This is a genomic window from Microcoleus sp. B13-B6 (genome assembly GCF_036705405.1).
GTDB lineage: Bacteria > Cyanobacteriota > Cyanobacteriia > Cyanobacteriales > Microcoleaceae > Microcoleus.
Genome location: NZ_JAUBUJ010000063.1, coordinates 1 through 19164 on the forward strand (window position 1 = coordinate 1; position 19164 = coordinate 19164).

16 protein-coding genes, 1 tRNA gene and 2 pseudogenes are annotated in these 19164 nt (G+C 46.2%); 12 read left to right on the plus strand and 7 right to left on the minus strand.

What is annotated here, in order from left to right; translation table 11 throughout:
* The 7 genes and pseudogenes from QUB35_RS24260 to QUB35_RS24290 all read left to right on the plus strand — a co-directional run.
* Positions 1-486, plus strand: a pseudogene (locus QUB35_RS24260) (hypothetical protein); the annotation flags it as partial.
* A 172-nt stretch (positions 487-658) separates the two neighbouring features.
* Positions 659-3655, plus strand: a complete 2997-nt coding sequence (locus QUB35_RS24265; RefSeq protein WP_333144239.1) for a DUF499 domain-containing protein — start codon at positions 659-661, stop codon at positions 3653-3655.
* A 199-nt stretch (positions 3656-3854) separates the two neighbouring features.
* Positions 3855-4490: a bis(5'-nucleosyl)-tetraphosphatase (symmetrical) YqeK gene (gene yqeK / locus QUB35_RS24270; protein ID WP_333144240.1), complete on the plus strand. Its 636-nt coding sequence runs from the start codon at positions 3855-3857 to the stop codon at positions 4488-4490.
* A gap of 137 nt (positions 4491-4627) precedes the next feature.
* Positions 4628-5047: a ribosome silencing factor gene (gene rsfS, locus QUB35_RS24275; protein ID WP_333144241.1), complete on the plus strand. Its 420-nt coding sequence runs from the start codon at positions 4628-4630 to the stop codon at positions 5045-5047.
* Between the two features lie 2 nt (positions 5048-5049).
* A complete protein-coding gene (locus tag QUB35_RS24280; RefSeq protein WP_333144242.1) occupies positions 5050-5559 on the plus strand; it encodes a CGLD27 family protein in 510 nt (169 codons plus the stop codon).
* Positions 5560-5740: 181 nt separating this feature from the next.
* Positions 5741-6694, plus strand: a complete 954-nt coding sequence (locus QUB35_RS24285; RefSeq protein ID WP_333144243.1) for an asparaginase — start codon at positions 5741-5743, stop codon at positions 6692-6694.
* A gap of 120 nt (positions 6695-6814) precedes the next feature.
* Positions 6815-6891, plus strand: a tRNA-Met gene (locus QUB35_RS24290).
* Positions 6892-7241: 350 nt separating this feature from the next.
* On the opposite strand, the gene QUB35_RS24295 is transcribed toward QUB35_RS24290, so the two are convergent.
* From QUB35_RS24295 to QUB35_RS24310, 4 genes are all read right to left on the minus strand, one after another.
* Positions 7242-8408 (minus strand): RNA-guided endonuclease TnpB family protein, encoded by a 1167-nt coding sequence (locus QUB35_RS24295; RefSeq protein ID WP_333144244.1) that lies wholly within the window; start codon positions 8406-8408, stop codon positions 7242-7244.
* Positions 8409-8558: 150 nt separating this feature from the next.
* Positions 8559-8747, minus strand: a complete 189-nt coding sequence (locus QUB35_RS24300; RefSeq protein ID WP_333056627.1) for a DUF2949 domain-containing protein — start codon at positions 8745-8747, stop codon at positions 8559-8561.
* Between the two features lie 230 nt (positions 8748-8977).
* Positions 8978-9358: a hypothetical protein gene (locus tag QUB35_RS24305; RefSeq protein WP_333144245.1), complete on the minus strand. Its 381-nt coding sequence runs from the start codon at positions 9356-9358 to the stop codon at positions 8978-8980.
* Between the two features lie 394 nt (positions 9359-9752).
* Positions 9753-9992, minus strand: coding sequence for a hypothetical protein (locus QUB35_RS24310; protein ID WP_333144246.1), 240 nt, complete (start codon positions 9990-9992; stop codon positions 9753-9755).
* A gap of 51 nt (positions 9993-10043) precedes the next feature.
* Between QUB35_RS24310 and QUB35_RS24315 the strand changes: the two genes are divergently transcribed.
* Positions 10044-12932 carry a PAS domain S-box protein gene (locus QUB35_RS24315; protein ID WP_333144247.1) on the plus strand — a complete coding sequence of 963 codons (2889 nt, stop codon included), beginning with the start codon at positions 10044-10046 and terminating at the stop codon, positions 12930-12932.
* A gap of 254 nt (positions 12933-13186) precedes the next feature.
* Here the strand turns inward: QUB35_RS24315 and QUB35_RS24320 are convergent, their stop codons facing one another.
* Positions 13187-13777 (minus strand): rhomboid family intramembrane serine protease, encoded by a 591-nt coding sequence (locus QUB35_RS24320; protein WP_333144248.1) that lies wholly within the window; start codon positions 13775-13777, stop codon positions 13187-13189.
* Between the two features lie 469 nt (positions 13778-14246).
* Between QUB35_RS24320 and QUB35_RS24325 the strand changes: the two genes are divergently transcribed.
* The 3 genes and pseudogenes from QUB35_RS24325 to QUB35_RS24335 form a co-directional block, all read left to right on the plus strand.
* Positions 14247-14624 carry a Mo-dependent nitrogenase C-terminal domain-containing protein gene (locus QUB35_RS24325; RefSeq protein WP_333144249.1) on the plus strand — a complete coding sequence of 126 codons (378 nt, stop codon included), beginning with the start codon at positions 14247-14249 and terminating at the stop codon, positions 14622-14624.
* Positions 14625-15276: 652 nt separating this feature from the next.
* Positions 15277-16161 (plus strand): SGNH/GDSL hydrolase family protein, encoded by an 885-nt coding sequence (locus QUB35_RS24330; protein WP_333144250.1) that lies wholly within the window; start codon positions 15277-15279, stop codon positions 16159-16161.
* A 120-nt stretch (positions 16162-16281) separates the two neighbouring features.
* Positions 16282-16416: pseudogene (locus tag QUB35_RS24335) on the plus strand (Mo-dependent nitrogenase C-terminal domain-containing protein); the annotation flags it as partial.
* A 395-nt stretch (positions 16417-16811) separates the two neighbouring features.
* On the opposite strand, the gene QUB35_RS24340 reads toward QUB35_RS24335, so the two are convergent.
* Together QUB35_RS24340 and QUB35_RS24345 are read right to left on the minus strand one after the other, a co-directional pair.
* On the minus strand, positions 16812-17270 hold the full coding sequence (locus QUB35_RS24340) for a hypothetical protein (protein WP_333144251.1): 459 nt from the start codon (positions 17268-17270) through the stop codon (positions 16812-16814).
* A 449-nt stretch (positions 17271-17719) separates the two neighbouring features.
* The gene (locus QUB35_RS24345; protein ID WP_333144252.1) at positions 17720-17902 is read right to left on the minus strand and encodes a ribbon-helix-helix domain-containing protein; all 183 of its coding nucleotides are present in this window, start codon (positions 17900-17902) and stop codon (positions 17720-17722) included.
* A 599-nt stretch (positions 17903-18501) separates the two neighbouring features.
* Between QUB35_RS24345 and QUB35_RS24350 the strand changes: the two genes are divergently transcribed.
* Positions 18502-19131 carry a Uma2 family endonuclease gene (locus tag QUB35_RS24350; RefSeq protein ID WP_333144253.1) on the plus strand — a complete coding sequence of 210 codons (630 nt, stop codon included), beginning with the start codon at positions 18502-18504 and terminating at the stop codon, positions 19129-19131.
* Positions 19132-19164 lie beyond the last annotated feature (33 nt).

The window sequence follows — 19164 nt, forward strand, 5'->3', positions numbered from 1 at the left end:
CTCACTATTGTCTCGGATGATTCACTTTTACCCCCTCACTCCGTGTATGTGCCAGTTGGGGGTGCGGAATGTGGGATACAAGTAAAGGCGGATAAAGCCCGACTGCTACCAGTATCAGAGCGATCGCAATATCTGTTCGGCAAAGACGCGGGCCAAGCCCCAGTCAAGCGCCCGAAAAAAGACCACAAGCAATTGAGTCTCTTTGATACTTCAGAGAGCACAGCCGATGAAGTGTCAGAAGATTGGGGCGATACCAATATTGAGAATCAAGGTAAAACTGTACTCGATCGCATCCACCAAACCATGATTCTATTTGCGGCTGGACGCAGCGAAGCCCTCAAACGCTTCTTAGTCGATGACGGCGTGGGAAGTGACAAGCGCTTCTGGACATTAGCCCAGTCCCTCTCAGCCTTGTATCCCACGGGCACTGATGAAAAGCGCTGGGTGGATGGAGTTTTAGCAAGAAAGAAAGGACTAGGATTTTAAATATAGCCGATTCCACTTGTAGGGGTAGTGCCCCCGTGCCTACCCTCCGCGTCTACAATTTTGTAGGTGTTTCAGAGATTGGGGCGGGCACGGGGGCACCGCCCCTACAGAGAATGAAACTCCATAAACCTGGGATACGTTATAAATTAACCCATAAATAGGAAGTAATATTGTGGCAGGACTCAAACCTTGGTATAAAATTGAAGGACTTATCCCCCGCGAAGACTTGCGCGAGGGCAAACCTTTAGATGCTTCCGAATTTGCCGTACATCTCGACCAAGTGCGAGACAAACGAGCGCCCGCAGATTATCAAGAACCCGATCGCTTTTTCGATCGCACTTATCTTACCAAATATTTAACATACCTCGCCGCTCAGGTAGTCCGGCGACTCTCCGGTGAAACCACAGAAACCTCAGCTATATTTAATCTTTCTACGCAATTTGGCGGCGGCAAAACTCACGCATTAACTCTACTCTATCACTTAGCAAAACACGGCCCTGCTGCTAACAAATGGACGGGAGTCGATAAAATCTTAAACCAAGCAGCCATTTGGGCCATCCCCGAAGCCGCTGTAGCCGTATTTGTCGGCACTGAATTTGACTCCATCACCGGGCGCGGTGGCGATGATGGCACTCCTCTACGCAAAACACCTTGGGGTGAAATTGCCTATCAGTTGGGAGGGGAAGCGGCTTTTAATATTGTCGCCGAACACGAAGCACAATTTATTGAACCCAAGGGCGATGTAATCCGCAAGTTTTTGCCTAAAGATAAGCCCTGTTTGATTTTGTTAGACGAGATTATCAACTACGCCAGCACTTATCGCAAAACCGGTTATGGCGATCGGCTTTATAACTTCATTCAAGCCCTCTCAGAAACTGCCAGAGGTGAAAAAAATGTCGTTTTAGTAGTATCTATTCCCGCCTCGGAGATGGAATATACTGCTGCTGACGAAGCCGACGAACAGCGCTTCAAGAAAGTGCTCGACAGATTGGGTAAGGCAATTATGATGTCTGCCGAATCTGAGACATCAGAAATTATCCGCCGTCGCTTATTTGAATGGACTGCTAATGCTGTCACCCCTGAAGGTAAAATCATGCTTCCCAAGGATGCTGTTACTACCTGTAACGAGTATGCAGATTGGGTGATTGAACACAAGCAACAGTTGCCTAGTTTCCCGATTGAAAGTGCGCGGGAAGCCTTTGTCGCGACTTATCCTTTTCATCCAACGGTGCTATCGGTATTCGAGCGTAAATGGCAGGCTTTGCCTCGATTTCAACGCACCAGAGGTGTCCTCCGACTCTTAGCTTTGTGGGTGTCTATTGCCTACCAAGAAGGTTATAAAGGCAACCATCGCGATGCCCTAATTGGATTAGGAACTGCACCTCTAGATGACCTATCATTTCGAGCCGCCGTATTCGATCAACTGGGAAACGATCGCCTAGAAGGGCCGGTGACAACTGATATTTGCGGCAAAAAAAACTCTCACGCCATTCGTCTTGATGCGGAAGCTACGGAAGATATTAAGAAATCACGACTGCATCGGAAAGTGACGACTGCGATCTTTTTTGAATCTAATGGTGGCTGCACTCGCACAGAAGCAACTGTCCCAGAAATTCGACTGGCTGTAGGTGAGCCAAATGTAGATATTGGCAATGTAGAAACGGTTTTGGAATCTTTAACTAGCGATTGCTATTACTTAACTGTCGGGCAAACTAAGTATCGATTTAGTCTCTATCCAAACCTCAACAAGATTCTAGCAGACCGCCGCGCTAACGTGCAAGGGCATCGCATTGATGAGCGAATTCTCAATGAGATTCAGAAGCTATTTGCCCTTAATCAGGGAATTCAGGTTATATGTTTTCCCGAACAACCTAACAATCTTCCCAATCAAGCTGTGCTGACTTTAGCGGTGATGTCTCCCACCCATTCCAAACAGGATGAGAGTACCCTAAAGTTGGTGGAGTCAATGATTCGCGAGTCTGGTGCGTCAGCGAGAACGTTTAAGAGTGCGCTAATTTTTGCGATCGTCGATTCTGATGTTCAATTGCGCGAAGAAGCCCGCAAGATGCTATCCTGGGAAGACATTCGGGATGAGGAAACCAATTTAGATGACGTGCAGAAAAAGCAATTATCTGAAAACCTGAAAAAGGCTCAGCGCGATTTGATTGAAACCGTATGGCGCGCTTATAAATACGTCGCATTGTTAGGGAAAGATAATAAGTTACGGGTGGTGGATTTGGGTTTAGTGACTTCCAGTTCTGCTAAATCAATTGTAGACTTAATTATCAATCGCTTGCGCCTGGATGGGGATGTGGAAGAGGCGGTGAGTCCTCGGTTTTTGGTTCGCAATTGGTCTGGTGCTTTCCAGGAGTGGAGTACCAAGTCTGTGCGGGATGCCTTCTTTGCTTCACCTTCGTTTCCGCGACTTTTGAAAGGGGATGCGGTGAAAGAGGCGATCGCTCGCGGTGTCAAAGATGGTACTTTAGCATTAGTTGGCAAAGCATCAGGCGATCGATACGAACCGTTTGAGTTCAAAACCGATTTACCAGCCAGCAAAATCGAAATTTCAGACGATTTGTTTATCATTAAATCAGAGGTAGCCGCCGCTTACCTGCAACGTATCACCGATCCGCCAAAGTTGAGCGCGTTAATAATTTCCCCCACCAAAGTGCAACTCGAACCGGGTAAAAAGCAAACTTTTATCGCACGGGGACGCGATCAATATGACAAAGAAATTGCTATTGGTGAAATACAGTGGACTACTACAGGCGGTAATCTTGAACCCAATGGGCTTCTCACAGTTGGAGAAGATGAGGGCAATTTCACTGTGACAGCAACAGTAGAAACAATCAGTGCTATTGCTGAATTTACCGTAAAATTTTCTAATGGTGGCATAGCGAAACAAAATGCTACAATTTATCAATTACCCGACCCCAAAACCATCCCACTTCCACCTAAAGGATTGAGATGGATTAGTGAAATTAGTCCTCAGAAGTGGATGAATTTTTATACTAAAGTTCTGAGTAAATTTGCCAGTGACAAAAATGTTAAGCTCACAGTGAAAATAGAAGTTTCTATCGAAGGTGAGGTATCTCAGCAAAGGCGGGATGAGACTAAAATTGCACTCCAAGAACTCGGATTGAATGATGAGGTGGATGTTCTAGAATGAAGTGGAGGGGGTAGGCACGGGGAGTAGGGGTCGCACTACCCCTACAAAACCATGATTTGCCGCTCTAATGAAACCGCCCAGCCTTCGCCCCCTTCACCCCTCCCCATCCCAGATATCACCACACCCCTGCGTGCCCGACACCGCAGTCCATTAAAACAAAACGCTAAAATAGTAGCTCATACAATTTCGGAGTTAATACTTGGCACTTGCACCCGCTCGCGAAAACGTCCTAGCTTGGCTCTCTGAGCGCGTTCCTGCTGCCCGCATCAAACACATCCTCGGAGTCGAACAAGTAGCAGGTGACTTGGCTTGCCATTACGGCCTCGACGAAGCAAAAGCCCGATCGGCCGGTTTGTTGCACGATTTGGCAAAATACTTCAAACCTCAACTGCTGCTGCAAATGGCCCAGAAGGAAGGTTTAGAGTTAGACTCAGTGTTGGAAGCACACCCGCATTTGCTGCACGCAGACGCCAGCGCGATCGTCGCTAGAGACGAATTCGGGGTGGTCGATCGAGAAATTTTGGACGCAATCGCCAATCACACCCTCGGCCGACCAAACATGAGCCAGCTCAGTTGTACCGTATTCATAGCAGATACCATAGAGCCGAGCCGCGGCAACACAGCCGCACTAGAAGCACTGCGCGAGGCAAGCTGGCAAAATCTTTATGCAGCCGTGTGGCAAACTAGCGATTATTCTCTTAAATATTTGCTAGAAACTCGCTGCTACATCCATCCCCGCACCGTACTTACGCGGAATTGGGCGCTGCAAATGGCCCGCGAATCGCCGGAAACAGGAAATTCGACCCAGAAGTCGATCGAACAAATTACAAGTTAAAAGTAAAATTTACCAGAAATTCTGTCCTTACTTTTGGCTTCAAGCTAATTCCTATTTCCAGCCTCAAACTGCCAACAATCGATCGCGAAAACGCACCGATTCCCCCTTACCGTATCAATTAGGAAATTAAACACTTAATGTCTGATCTAACCCAACTCGAATACTCCAGGGCTCAGTCTACAGCAACCGACGGCACATCCCAAGACGAAGCTCGCGGCCTGATCATGACCGTTGCCCAAGCAGCCGATGACCGCAAAGCAGTAGATATTGTATTGCTCCGCGTGTCAGAAGTATGCTTTTTGGCAGACTACTTTGCGATCGTCACCGGATTTTCCAACGTGCAGGTACGAGCCATCTCCCAAGCAATAGCAGACCAAGTTGAAGAAGAGTGGCAACGCTTGCCACTGCGTACACAAGGGCTATCAGACGCTAGTTGGGTCGTCATGGACTACGGCGACGCGATCATTCACATTTTGAAGCCTCAAGAGCGGGAGTTCTACAATTTAGAAGCGTTCTGGGGACACGCCGAACGCATTGACTTTTCCCCCACGCCGTGAGGATGGCTAATGTGAAAAACGTTTCAGCTTCTATTTGTCCCGTTCCGCAAGAACAGCGGCCGATCAATGAATACCAAGAACTTAAAGAATCCTGGTTTTTTAGCTGGGTAACACTCAATTGGCCCGGATACCTGGCAAAACTAGCTTGGGTTTGGGCTTGGAGTTGCTTGGTATCCGGGCCGATAGCTGCTTCTAGCTTTTCTCCTGTCAAGTATCCAGCTCAATTTGTCCTCAGCGGTGCCGCAGGTGCCGGTTTTATTCTAGGATTAGCTTTGCTGCGGCTCTACTTGGGTTGGTTCTACGTGCGATCGCGCCTTTCAAATCCCACGGTCGTCTACGAAGAGTCTGGCTGGTACGATTGTCAATCTTGGCCTAAAACTCCCGAAGTTTTGCTTCAAGACCAGTTGATTGTTAACTACCAACTAGAACCAATTCTCAGGCGTCTGCGGCAGACATTTTATGGTTTGACAGTATTGCTGGTTGCCGGGGGACTAACTTGGAGTTGTTTGTAATCGGGAATGGAAGGGAGTTTTGAGTTTTGAGATTGCCGCGCACCGCCAACAGGGCACACGGAGTGCATGAGTCAGAAACGATCGCAGAAAGATTAACTTTATAACTCGTAACTGGCAGCTCGCAACTCAAAACTTCCACCGGCCTCAATCTAAAATCTAAAATCTAAAATCTAAAATTGATATGACAAGGGGAAAACGAACCCAAGCTCCCGAACTGGAAGTCACACTGCTGCGCGAAGGTATTGTGGAATCGAGGCACCGCGCCCAGGCCGCTGTCTGCGACAACCGCGGGCGCGTTCTGTCTGTTGCTGGTAACTCGGAAACGGCCTCATTTGTCCGTTCTTCACTCAAGCCTTTTCAAGCTTTGGCGGTGACGGGGACTGGCACTTTAGAACGCTACGAATTGACCGATCGAGATTTAGCGATTATTTGCAGTTCCCATCAAGGTACGATCGAGCAATCGCGCCAGGTATTTAACGTCCTGTGGCGCTGCGACATTGACCCCTCTAAACTTCAATGCCCCATTCCCGAAGGCAAAAAGAGCGCCCTGCAATACAATTGCTCCGGGAAACACGCCGGAATGCTGGCTGTCTGTCAGCAACTGCACTGGCCTCTGGACACTTATTTACGCCGCAAACATCCTGTCCAGCAGCTTATTTTGGGCAAAGTGGCTGACTTGCTGGCAATGCCTGCCGAAGAGTTTATCAGCGCTCGCGACGACTGCGGCGCTCCTACCTATCTGTTGCAGTTGGGGCAAATGGCGTCTTTGTACGCTCAGTTAGCCTCCGGCAACAATGTGGATATGGAGCGGATTGTCCGCGCTATGACTCATCACCCGATGATGGTTGCCGGTGAGGGCAAATTTGACACGGAACTGATGCGCTTGACTCAAGGGGAATTGGTGAGCAAGTCCGGCGCCGAAGGGGTGCAGTGCATTGGCCGCGTGGGCGAAGGCATGGGCTTGGCAATTAAGGTGACGGATGGAGGAAAGCGTGCTCAATTTGCTGTGGCGATTCACTTGCTCAAGCAGTTGGGGTGGATTACTCCGACGATCGCCGAAACTCTGGCGGAAACTTACCTCACTCTGAGCGAATTCAAGCGATTGGAGGTAATCGGGGAAGTTTCGATGCTTTAGGGCGATCGAGACTCGCTCGCCGATTTCAGCAACCCCTCCCACAATCTAAAAAGTTTTTTTGATGGAGGGGTTGCAATTTTCAGAAAGATATGTTTATATTAGTAAAGAGACAAAAAGCGACGCGGGATAGAGCAGCCTGGTAGCTCGTCGGGCTCATAACCCGAAGGTCAGTGGTTCAAATCCACTTCCCGCCACCAACTTAAATAAGACAAGCCCCGGCATCCTAAAAGTTGCTGGGGTTTGTTTTATGCCGTCTGTTTGATGCCGTCTGCGATCGCCTCTTCGACAGATTGAAAACAGTTTATTTTAGTCGGCAACAAAAATGAGGACACAACAGTGTTGTGTCCCTACTGTATATTTGTATTTTTCTAATTGGGACAAAATAAGACCCACCCTTAACCTAAACACTGAACCCTATACTTTCCGACGACCGTTTGTGCAAGCTTTATTTGTTAAAAAATTGCAATCCGATATCCCTATTTTTTAAATCAGGATTGTGAACTACCAGACGCTGACCACTTAAGTGGTACAGCGCTGGCTTCCTGATTCAACGGGGCGGGGCGTCCCACAAAACCGAAGTTTTACCAGATCGACTTACATCCCCTCCACAGGCAGAAGCGCTAGTTCCTAACGCCAAAATCCGCAAGGCTTCATTTCTAATATTGGTTGCCGCGTTTACGTCACGATCGTGGTGAGTACCACAATGCTGACAACTCCATGCTCTAATATCAAGAGTGAGATTCTCAACTCGATTTAGACATACATGGCAAGTTTTAGAACTCGGAAACCATCTATCGATTTCGACATATTGCTTTCCTTCGCTCTGGGACTTGTACTTGAGCATGGTACAAAACATACCCCAGCCAGCATCACTAATAGCTTTGGCTAGATTATGATTCTTTACCATGCCTTTGATGTTGAGATTTTCCACTGCAATAACTTGGTTTTCGTTAACTATCTTGCGGGATAGCTTTTGTAGAAAATCTTCCCGGCATCGGGCAATCTTGGAGTGAACTTTTGCCACCGCCCGTCTTGCCTTTTTCCTGTTTTGACTGCCTTTCTTTTTGCGAGAAAGCTTTTGCTGCTTACGTTTTAGGTTCCGCTGACGTTTAACAAAATGCTTGGGATTGCCAAACTTAGAACCATCACTGGTAATCGCAAAATGAGTCAACCCGACATCAATGCCAATAGCTTTACCTGCTGGGACGGATTCAGGCTTTTCTTTCCCGTCGTCAGTCAAAACAGAAATAAAGTGTTTGCCGTCTGGGTTACGAGACACGGTAACGGTCTTGATGTCGCCCTCGAAATCACGGTGCCGCCGACAGAAAACTAAACCAATTTTAGGTAAATTAATATAGTCACCGTCAAATTTGACATTTTGAGGATAACTGATCGACTGCCTGTCGTGCTTGGCTTTGAATTTGGGTGGCATCGCCCTCTTGTCAAAGAAGTTTTTGTAGGCAGTAGATAAATTCAATGCAACGACCTGCAAGCATTGAGAATAGGGTTCTTTCAACCATTCGTATTCTTTCTTGAGTGCAGGGAGCAAACCTTGTATGTATGCTCTCGATAGTCCTTTCCCGGTATTCTTGTAAGTTTCTTGACACAGATTCAAAGCATAATTCCAGAACCATCTCGCACAGCCAAAAGACTTTGCCAGCAAGACATCTTGCTCATCTGTGGGATAAATTCTGTACTTGTAAGCTTTATACATTTATCAGGAGTGCAGAATACCGGTAAAAATATCATACGCGCACAAAAACGATATTGATTCGCTGTCGCTCAATTTATTTTCTGACTCATTTTCATCCCGACGCTCACCTTCGGTAGAGCGCGGGACTTCCCATTCGCATTAGTTAAATTGCTAAGTTGGCTGAGCTTCCATCCAATCAAAAATCAGGTTTAATTGTTCCAGTGTTACTAACCCGTACTGCCACAGAACCATCGGCAGTTCGCTGGCATCTTGTTCACCGTGTCGGAGAGCAACGGCGATCGCAGAATTCGATATTGCCAACTCTCCCCGCAAATAATCGATCAGTTGAGCCTTTCTCATCACCTTCACCGCCTGTTTTATGCGCTATTGTAAAGATATGTAGCTAATCAGTCTGTATCGGAAGTTTAATTGGTCTAATCTTAGGTTCACAAAAAAGAACCCAGTGTGATGGAAACCGCACAAAACTTGTGATAAAACTCAGATAAAAAAGCGATCCCAGTCACAAGAACTGGGAGAATCAAAAATAGGGTTCCGCGATCGCTCGCTTCAAATGAATTCATTTAAAATTGCTAAAGTCCTAGCAGAAGCTGAACTCCCGCTTCTGTACCGCTGTCGGTTTGTTTTGGAGGTAAAGGATTTCCTTGACGCTGGGCGTCCGAAGGAGTAGTAATAAATTCCAATGGGCCCTCGATTTTGAGGCGAAATGTGTCGCCCAAGCTTCTTTCCCTTCTAGCAGAATTAGCCGCCGTTTCTGGTTCACTAATCAAGTTTTGGTAGTCCGAGTCTAAGGTTCTGTCCTCCACAGTCCTCAACGAGTCGCCTGATAAAGTCGTTTCCGAATATTGGGGCGCTGGTTGCAGTCTTTGTTGCGCGAGAACCGCCGGCGTCAAACCGATAAAAATTGAGCTCAGTCCGAGAGCAGTGCCAAGAGTAGCAATAACTGCGTTCATCATCCATGCCTCCGCTAGTTGCATCCTACTATGCTGATTGTACCCAGTCGCAATTAAGTTGTACTCTATCAAAAGTAGCTGCTTGTGGAGATATCAATTGCAGTTGCTGTGAAAACTTATAACTTTGGATACCGTTATCGGAAAAATAAAACTGACGCAGCCACCGGGTTGAAACGCCAAAATACGTCATTTCAGGCACGAGTCAACCAAAAACTCGATTGGTTTGATTAGCGCGCGTCAGGAGTGGAAAAATAGTTAGTGCTGGACGCACGGGCGGCGATCCATCGGTTGTTTTTCACGAAAATAGTTCGTTGCAGACCGCCAAAACGCTAAAAAAACCTGGTTTGAGATACCTGTTCAAAAAAAAATGCAACGGCCGGCAAATTCTAAACCCTTACAGAACCAGTCTTTCTGAATTCTTTAATTCTGGAATCTCAAATCTATAATAGTATGAGCGTGTAGAGTGAGTCCAGGATTGATACGCATTCATCTCGATTGCCCCTGTTCTCAAAGCGGACGATCGCGCTAAGATGGCGGTGGCAGTCGTTAAAAATTCAGTTGCCAGCGACCAATTCCGAACTCTTAACAGCACTTGGCCTACTAAAACCATCTCAACTTCAAAACCGGCGCTCATCAGGCTGTACTTTACCGAAATGTTCGGGGTTCGTAATATTTCTGCTTCATCATGCCAATCAGATATTTGACCGACCAAATTTTAAAAATGTCAGGCAAAGTGCCAATTCGCATCGTCCTTGTTGTGCCTTTTGCCCTCCAGACTTTCGCGGCGGTAGGGTTGACGGGGTGGCTGTCGCTGCGGAACGGGCGCATAGCCGTCAACGATGTGGCCGCACAACTGCGGACAGAAGTCACATCGCGTATCCAGCAACATATTAATAGTTATATTGAAACGCCACACCAAATCAATCAGCTCAATCTCGATGCCATCCGTCTCGGCATTGTGAACCTGCAGGATAGTGAGAGTTTGCAACGCTACTTCTACAAACAAATCAAAATTTTTGATAAAATTAGCTACATTCAATTCGCATCCGAAGAAAAAGATTTTATTGGAGTTGAACGCCTCGACGACGGCAAGTTGCAAGTTCAGATTTCTAATCCATCTACTGGCTATAATTTGCATAGCTACGCGCTGTCCGAGTTCGAGGAACCAACCAAGCTATTAAAAACTACTCTCAACTACGACCCCCGTGTCCGACCTTGGTACATAGCTCCGGTGCGCGCAGGCAAACCGACTTGGAGTAAAATCTATAATTTTTTTGACGCTCCAAAACTAGCGATTACGGCTGCTCAACCAGTTTATGGCGATGATGGTAAACTGATTGGCATCCTGGGTTCTGACTTGGCCCTTGCCAAGCTCAATCAATTCTTGGAAACTCTAAAAATTGGGAAATCAGGACAGACTTTTATTGTAGAAAGGTCTGGGCAATTGGTGGCAAATTCTACTAGGGAACCGCCATTTATTGTTAGCAATGGTGTTGCGAAACGGATTGTGGCAACGAGCAGCAAGAATGTTCTCATTCGATCGACCGCCCGCTATTTGACAGAACACTTCGGGGATTTGCACAAAATTGACAGATCTCGCCAGTTAGATTTTACGATCGACGGTCAACGGCAATTTCTACAGGTGACGCCGCTTTTAGACAGCAGGGGCCTCGACTGGTTGATTGTGGTGACGGTTCCTGAAGCCGATTTTATGGAAAGGATTCATGCCAACACTCGGTATACTGTGGTGATGTGTCTGGGTGCTTTGGTGCTGGCAACGGCGATTGGCGCTCTGACTTCTAGGTGGATTGTTGTACCGATTCGGCGTCTGAGCAAGGCTGCGGAGGCTTTGTCCCGGGGAGAATGGGACGGGATGGTGGTAGATTCCCGGTTGATGGCGTCTGTAAACCGGGAGGATGAGGTGGGTGTCCTGGCTCGCTCTTTTAATATGATGGCCGCTCAATTGGAAGAGTCCTTTACTACTCTCGAAGATCGGGTACAATCTGCGATCGCCGACAAAAATGAATTAATTATTTCTCTGAAAAACTCGCAGCAAAAACTGGCTCTCCATCTTCACCAAACTCCTTTGGGAGCGATTGAATGGAATCTAAACTTTGAAGTAGCGGAGTGGAATTTGTCAGCGGAAAGAATTTTTGGATACAACCGCTTGGAAGCAATGGGACGCCACGGAGTCGATCTCATAGTTCCTGAAAGTGCTAAGGAGTATGTGAGGCAACTATCTATAACTTTGTTGACTAATACAGGAGGAGTTACCAGCCTTAACGAGAACATCAGAAAGGACGGCAAAATAATTCTGTGCGAGTGGTACAATACGACTTTGGTTGATGCTGACGGCAGCATCATCGGAGTGGCATCGCTGATTCAGGATGTGACTGAATTTCACAGTGCTGTGGAGAAGTTGCGGGCCAGCGAGGAGCGGTTTCGCCAGTTGGCAGAAAATATTCATGAGGTATTTTGGATTAGAGAACCCAATCAAAAGCAGCTAGTTTATGTGAGTCCGGCTTGCGAGAAAATATGGAATGTGAGCTGTCAGAGTTTGCAGTCAGAAGCGGAGGCTTTTTGGGATGCTATTCACCAGGAGGATGTCGATCGCGTCAAGGCTGCTTTTGAGAAACAGGTGCGGGGCGATTATGATGAGGAGTATCGGGTAGTGCGCTCGGACGGTTCAGTTTGCTGGGTGCGCGATCGGGCTTTTCCAGTCCGCAACCAAACCGGAGAAATTTACCGCATCGTCGGTATTGCTGAAGATATTACCCAGCGCAAATTAGCAGAAGAATTCCAAAAAGTCGCTCAAACCGCTCAAGCAGCAAACCAAGCCAAAAGCGCCTTTTTAGCTAATATGAGCCACGAATTGCGAACTCCCCTCAACGCGATTATTGGTTACAGCGATATGCTCAAAGAAGACGCCGAGGATTTAGGCTGCGAAGATTTTATTCCCGACTTACAAAAAATTCAAACAGCGGGGAAACACTTGCTATCTTTAATTAGCGACATTCTAGATATTTCTAAGATTGAAGCGGGGCGGATGGAACTTTACTTAGAAACTTTCAACCCGGTTAATTTAATTGACGAGGTAGTTTCTACTGTCAAACCCTTGGTAGATAAAAATTCTAATAAGTTTGAAGTTGATTGTGCTGACGACTTGGGAATGATGTATGCGGACATTACCAAAACTCGTCAAATATTGCTCAACCTGCTGAGCAATGCAGCCAAATTTACGGAACATGGCACTATTAGCCTCTGTATTGAAAGAGTTAAACATGACAGCTTAACCACTCAAGAAATAGGAGAACCTTCCGACTCAATAATTTTCCGGGTAGCTGATACGGGCATTGGGATTCCCCCCGAACAATTGCAGCATTTATTTCAAGCATTTATGCAGGGCGACGCATCAACTACCCGCAAGTATGGCGGCACGGGTTTGGGATTGACTATTAGTCGTCACTTTTGCGTGATGATGGGTGGCGATATGCACGTTGAAAGCGAGTTAGGTTGCGGTTCGGTTTTTACTGTGTGCTTGCCGGCCCGCGTTGAATTATTGGTCAGCAGTTAGTCTTGCTATCCGGGACGCAATTGTTATATCATTTCCGGTAACACCGGAATGATGTTGACAGTTGACAGTTGACTGTTGACGCCGTGAACAGTCAACTGTCAACGCCGTGAACACTGAACTCGAATTTACTATTCCGATGAAGAGTGGATTTGATCTTACACAAGAAACCAGGTTTATTGACAAAAAACCTACGCTTTTAGATAATTTATGAGCAATAAACCAAGGTGATGATAGGATGCAGCCTCAGTCTTATTCTAGTTAATTCGCCGTTTCTGCCGCCCCAAAAGTTGAGCTGTTAATACGCCGCCGACAAAGCCAAAGAAATGCGCTTGCCAGGAAACTCCCGGCTGCGACGGCAAAACTCCCCAAATTAAACTGCCGTAGAAGAAACCGACAATTAAAGATACCAAAATAGATGTAAAGCTGCGTTCAAAATAGCCCCGTAGCAGCAAGAAGCCGAAGTAACCAAAGATTAATCCGCTGGCACCAATGTGAACGGAATTAGGCGCGCCAGTCAGCCAAACTCCGAATCCGCTGACTAGCACAGTGACGGCACTCACAATAAAAAAGTCGCTCATTTCTCGCAGCATTATCAACCAACCCAATGTCACAAAAGGGAGGGTATTGGCGGCTAAGTGAGCAAAACTGCCATGCAGAAAAGGCATCAACAGGATGCCTTGAAGTCCGTCGAGGCTGCGGGGGCGGACTCCGTAGGCATTCAGCCTGCCTCGGAACAGGAATACATCGACAATTTCGATAATCCAGAGGAGGGAGACGAAGCCGCCGAGAATGGCGGCGTGGCTTTGCAATTCGCGGGTGATAGCTTTGGTTTCTGGGTTGCTCATGGGTGGTGAGGGCGGTGATACCGATTATTTCTAATTGTATGAGTTTCTGGGCGATCGCGAGCAAAGATTGTTGGGTCAAGGTTTCAGGGTTTTTTGCAGCAGAGCTTATTTAGAAATATTATAAGTTTTATTAAAAGTTCCGCATTTTCACGTATAGGATAATTCACCTGGATGCGTCACAATTGTAATTGAACTACAAAAGGAGAGTCAACCGAAGGTTGAAGCTAAAACGTAGAAGACAGAATTTTTACCCTATCAATCAATTGTTGGGCTTGAAATGAGGACACTTTTTAGAGCGCACACCGTCTTTTAAAAAATCAGGAACTACTTTTCTCGCCCTAAGTCATAAATTTAAGAAGTTCAATCCGGTAAAGCAAAACGAGATGCTGTAGATACTGATTGTAGATAATATCGCACAAGCTCTACAGAGAGTTCTTGGCACCTCGTTATAAAAGAGGAAGAGAGCAAAATGAACGTATTTGAGCATACAGTCTCCTACCGAACTCTGCCACATTGGGTAGGATTTGGCAAACAAGAAACCGCCGTTAATGTCGCTACAATTTCTCAACCTTACGGTCAAAATCCACACTTTGACCCCTTGCATCCGCTAAAACAATGGCTTGATAACACTGCAATTAAAAGTCAAAAGTTGGCTCGGTTGCTGTGTAAGTTTATTCCCAGCCAGTGTCCGTTTGAGCGAGAAGTCAAAATTGGCGATCGCACTTTATTATCCATTCCGCCGCTGTGCAAGTTAAATCCGCTTTACGAGCAAGTGGTTGGGCTGCGCTTTCGAGCTTTGTGTTATTTGGCGGACGAGTGTGGCGAAGATGTAACTCCTTATTGTTAATTCTGCAAAAACTTAAATTTTTCACTGTCTTTTCACCCTCCCTTCTCCTTGTTGGGGAGGGTTTTTGTTTTGTGCAGGCTTTCCGGGATAAAAAGTGCGCTCAATTTCTTGATCGTCGAGTAAATCAGCTTTAAATCCCTTCTTTTTTTATTGATATTTACCTCAAGGGTAGTTGTTTGGGAGGTTTTGGTGGTTCGCCTCTTGCGTAACTTTATTGGGTAATCTCCCAAAAGATGTACGGTTCTGCCCCCGCCACAGCGCTATGAGCTAGATACCATTAGAAAAGTGTCAATCGATTTTAGATTTTAGATTTTAGATTTTAGAGGCGACCCCAGGGATAAATGCGGGGGCTTGAGGATTTTCGATTTTCGATTTTGGATTGGTTCCACGGATAAATCACGTGGCGGGTACCACCTTTGAAATTCTTGGTCAAGGACATCACCAATCTATGTAGGTTGAGCAGTGGAGTGGGGCAACCCACAATTAAAGTTCAGGTTTACTCCCCACATTTTTTACAAAATTGATATATTAGTAATTTGGGCAAATATTTAAGCGATTTCAAGAATATAACTAACACTAAATGTCAAAATCACGAACTCGGTAATTACCGGGTACAATTTATCAAATATTTCAAGAATATAACTAATACAAAGTGTTGAAAAAAACGTTTTTTGCCGTAATTATTGCGCTTTTATCTTTTATGGTTGCACTCATCCTATCAGCTCAAAGTTCTGAGGCTGTCAATGAACTATATGTATTTGGGGACAGCCTTTCGGATATGGGAATGGTGTTTCGATCGAGCGGGGGTCAATATCCGCCTCGTTCGACTTACTTTCAAGGGCGTTACTCGAATGGTAAAGTTTGGGTAGAGTATCTTGCCGATCGCCTAAAGTTGCCGCCTGAACGAGTCACTAATTTAGCCTATGGAGGTGCAACAACGGGGAGCGATCGCAATAGCCTTGTCCCTGGTGTGTTAGCTCAAGTTCAGTCATGGACTAAATCCCAAAAACAGGCAAATCCTCATGCGCTGTATGTACTGTGGGCGGGTGCAAATGACTATTTGCAGGGGGTAAATAATGCGAATGTTCCCGTTGAAAATGTGGGGAGGGCGATCGCGTCTCTTGCTGATGTGGGTGCCAAAAATATCCTGCTGGCAAATTTACCAGATTTGGGGCAGTTACCGGCGACGCGAACAGGCGCTAATTCTGCAAGGCTGACTGCATTAACACAAGCACACAATCAGGGTTTGAGGCGAACAGTTAAGGTATTAAGTCAACAGCATTCTGACTTAAAGATTGCGACTCTGGATGCTAATGCGCTTTATCGGGAAGCGATCGCAAACCCGGCTAAATATGGCTTGACTAATGTGACGAGTGCGTGTTTATCGGGTGGAGGTGTTTGTGGTAGTCCCGATCGATTTTTGTTTTGGGACGGCATTCATCCGACGACTGCCGCACACAAAATTTTGGGGGAAGCAGCATCCGCAATTGTGCAGGAGAGCGGGATGATTAAATCTGGATTGGGGACGCTTCGGTAAACCATTTTAAGGCTCGACGGGCGCCACAAGACCGGGATGCTCCCTTGGAGTAGAGGTTGACATGATTTTTTGCATGAGAGCAAGATTGGCTCATCTGATATTGTAGAAATTTCTCTCGTGGGCGATCGCACTTTATTATCCATTCCGCCACTGTGCAAGTTAAATCCGCTTTACGAGCAAGTGGTTGGGCTGCGCTTTCGAGCTTTGTGTTATTTGGCTGACGAGTGCGGCGAAGATGTAACTCCTTATTGTTAATTCTGCAAAAACTTAAGTTTCTCACTGTCATTTCACCCTCCCTTCTCCTTGTTGGGGAGGTTTTTTTTATTTTGAGATTATTCGGCGGTTGAAACCTGTTATATCAATTCCGGTTGCACCGGAATTATTGTTGACTGTTGACTGTTGACTGTTGACTGTTGACTGTGAGTCGAAAAACTGAATGGTTGAGTGTTAACTGTTGACTCGATTTTATTATTCCGATGCAACCGGAAACGATATTAACCTCAAACTCAAATGTGGCGAAGCGCCGGTCATTTGAGATCGAGGTTAAATTAGACAAACTTTCGTCTGCCTCAGCAGACAAGCCAGATATTCTGTTAGAGCCCCGGCTTTTTGAAAAAGTCGGGGCTCTAAAGCCCGATCGCATTTAAATACTAAAGGGAGCGAATCACTCGTTGTTCGAGAATGCGTTTGCCTTTGTTATAAATACTAAGGCTAGCTCCTGTAACGATGTAATCGTAGGCACCATTTGTGGCCACGTAACCAGTCCCCTCTTCAGTACGAGCACGCAGGGCGATTGTGCTGCCGTTACTCTTTTTAACGCCGTAGTAATATAGTTGATTGGCGTGGTTATAGCACAGATAAATCCGAAAGTTGCTGGTCTCGAAATAGTTTGCCAGTGTCTGTCTTTTGCGAGCACAAAAATCTCTAACCTGTTTTTGGGGAGTGGATACATTAGCTATTTGTATGGTTTCAATCGGAGACTGAGTGCGAGACGCTGTTGGTGCAGTGCTTGTGTTCGATTGTCCTAAAGCTAAGGTTGCCGCTGGATTGCTGGCAAATAGCATTAAACCGAGTAAGCTGGTTTGTGTGAGTCTTGCTGTGAAGTTCATAAGTCATTCCTTTAAAATATGTTGATGCGTCTAATCTAGGTAAGTTGGATTGATGAGGGCGAGCGAACAGTACAGTTTTCACAATTGGCCTCAAGGAGGAAATCCTGGGATGCAATTTCCGTTTCCCCTGAGAGATGGCACTATTCTCAATAAGCTTTTAGGGGCAGGCTAGAAGCCCGCCCCACAATAGGATTGAATGTATAGTCGAAAGCTGGTTACTGAGAATGATATTTTTATGGGAGTTTCCCTGCAACTGAGTAGCCGGCGGACAATTAAATAACTGGCACTTTCGATTGCTGATAGGACTTATGCACTAACAGGCGATCGCGAGGACAAAGCAGAGAATGATTTTAAATATTGGGCGCCAACTGCGGGCGCTGATGCTAGTTTTCATCAATTTCGATAAGTGCGATCGCGCGACACGCCCCCGTAACCCACGAGGGAACTGTTTACGTGTCGCTTTTGGGATCTTCAGGCCCAGAGGGTACTTCTCCCCTTTGTTGGGCTTCCAATAAAGCCGTTTCCACGAGAAAGGCTATCAGGTTAGCCGTGGATCTGCCTTGCTTGTCAGCCCATCGATCCAAAGCTTCATATACGTAATCAGGAAAGGTAACGTGAACGCGCTTGCTCAATGTAAATGTTTGTTTGTTTGCCAACGCTCTTAATGGTACAAGCTTACGCTCCCGATCGTGTTGTTACCCTATTCTTAAAAATCTACTGACACATATTTGGGCTTATTATGTTACAATTCCTCTAATCCCATCAAGGCTCAGTCAAAAGCCAGTCCGATGCTTTCCGAGGGCTCAGGACTGGCTATGGCTCCAATTAACAAGGAGATACACCTATTATGCCGTATGAGAAACGTCTCAAGCCGTGGATCGTGGTTCGTTTGCTTCCAAATCTACAAAGGGTCGTTATCGGTCGCTTTCGCAGTTGGTCAGATGCAGAGGGTCATTTGCGAGTTCTCCAACAACTGCTTCCCGCGGCTCGATTGACCTTAGTTTTCGATCCAATCGATTAATTTTGGTTGCGAGTTGATAAGCGTGCGATCGCCCTTAGTTGAAAGAGGGCGATCGTAGATGTTGGAATCTTATCAAAAACAGGCTTTCCGGCCTGTTCCCCAAAGAATGGTTTTTGTTGTGGGGTGTAGGGGTTGGGCAGGAGAGCCCGCCTCTACTTTCGGGCAATGTTAAACTGGACGCAAAATATCAATTGAGTTGGGAAAAAAACCGTGACAGCTATTCTACAAGCAACAGAACAGCCAACAGCACAGCGCTACTTCACTCCCGAAGAATATCTAGCCCTGGAAGAAGCAGCAGAGTATAAAAGTGAATATCGCGACGGAGTAATTATTCCTATGACAGGTGGAACTACGAATCACAATCAAATCGCTGGAAATATTTATATCGCATTAAGTCTTGGCCTCAAAAAACAGGACTATAGAGTGTTTTTCGGCGACGTGCGTCTGTGGCTGCCGAAAAAGCGAACTTATACTTATCCCGATGTGATGGTAATTCCGGGGACACCTGAGTATTTCAATAATCGCCAGGATACGGTGATGAATCCTCAAGTGATTGTGGAAGTTTTATCGAAATCTACGAAAGCTTACGATCGCAGCGATAAGTTTAAGTTTTATCAAACGCTGCCGACATTTCAAGAGTATATTCTGATTGACCAATCTCAGGTTTATGTAGAACAGTATTGTAAGTTGGCAAACAAGCGGTGGTCGTATAGTCAGTACGATGAGGAGGATGCGGCGCTAGTTTTGAATTTCTTTCAAGTTGAAGTAGCGCTGGCTGATGTCTATGAGAAGGTGGATTTTGAGGCGGAAAATGAGCCAGAAGAAAGCGGGGAGGAATAAGGGCGATCGCTTTCTTGGAAATGCGGGTTATCA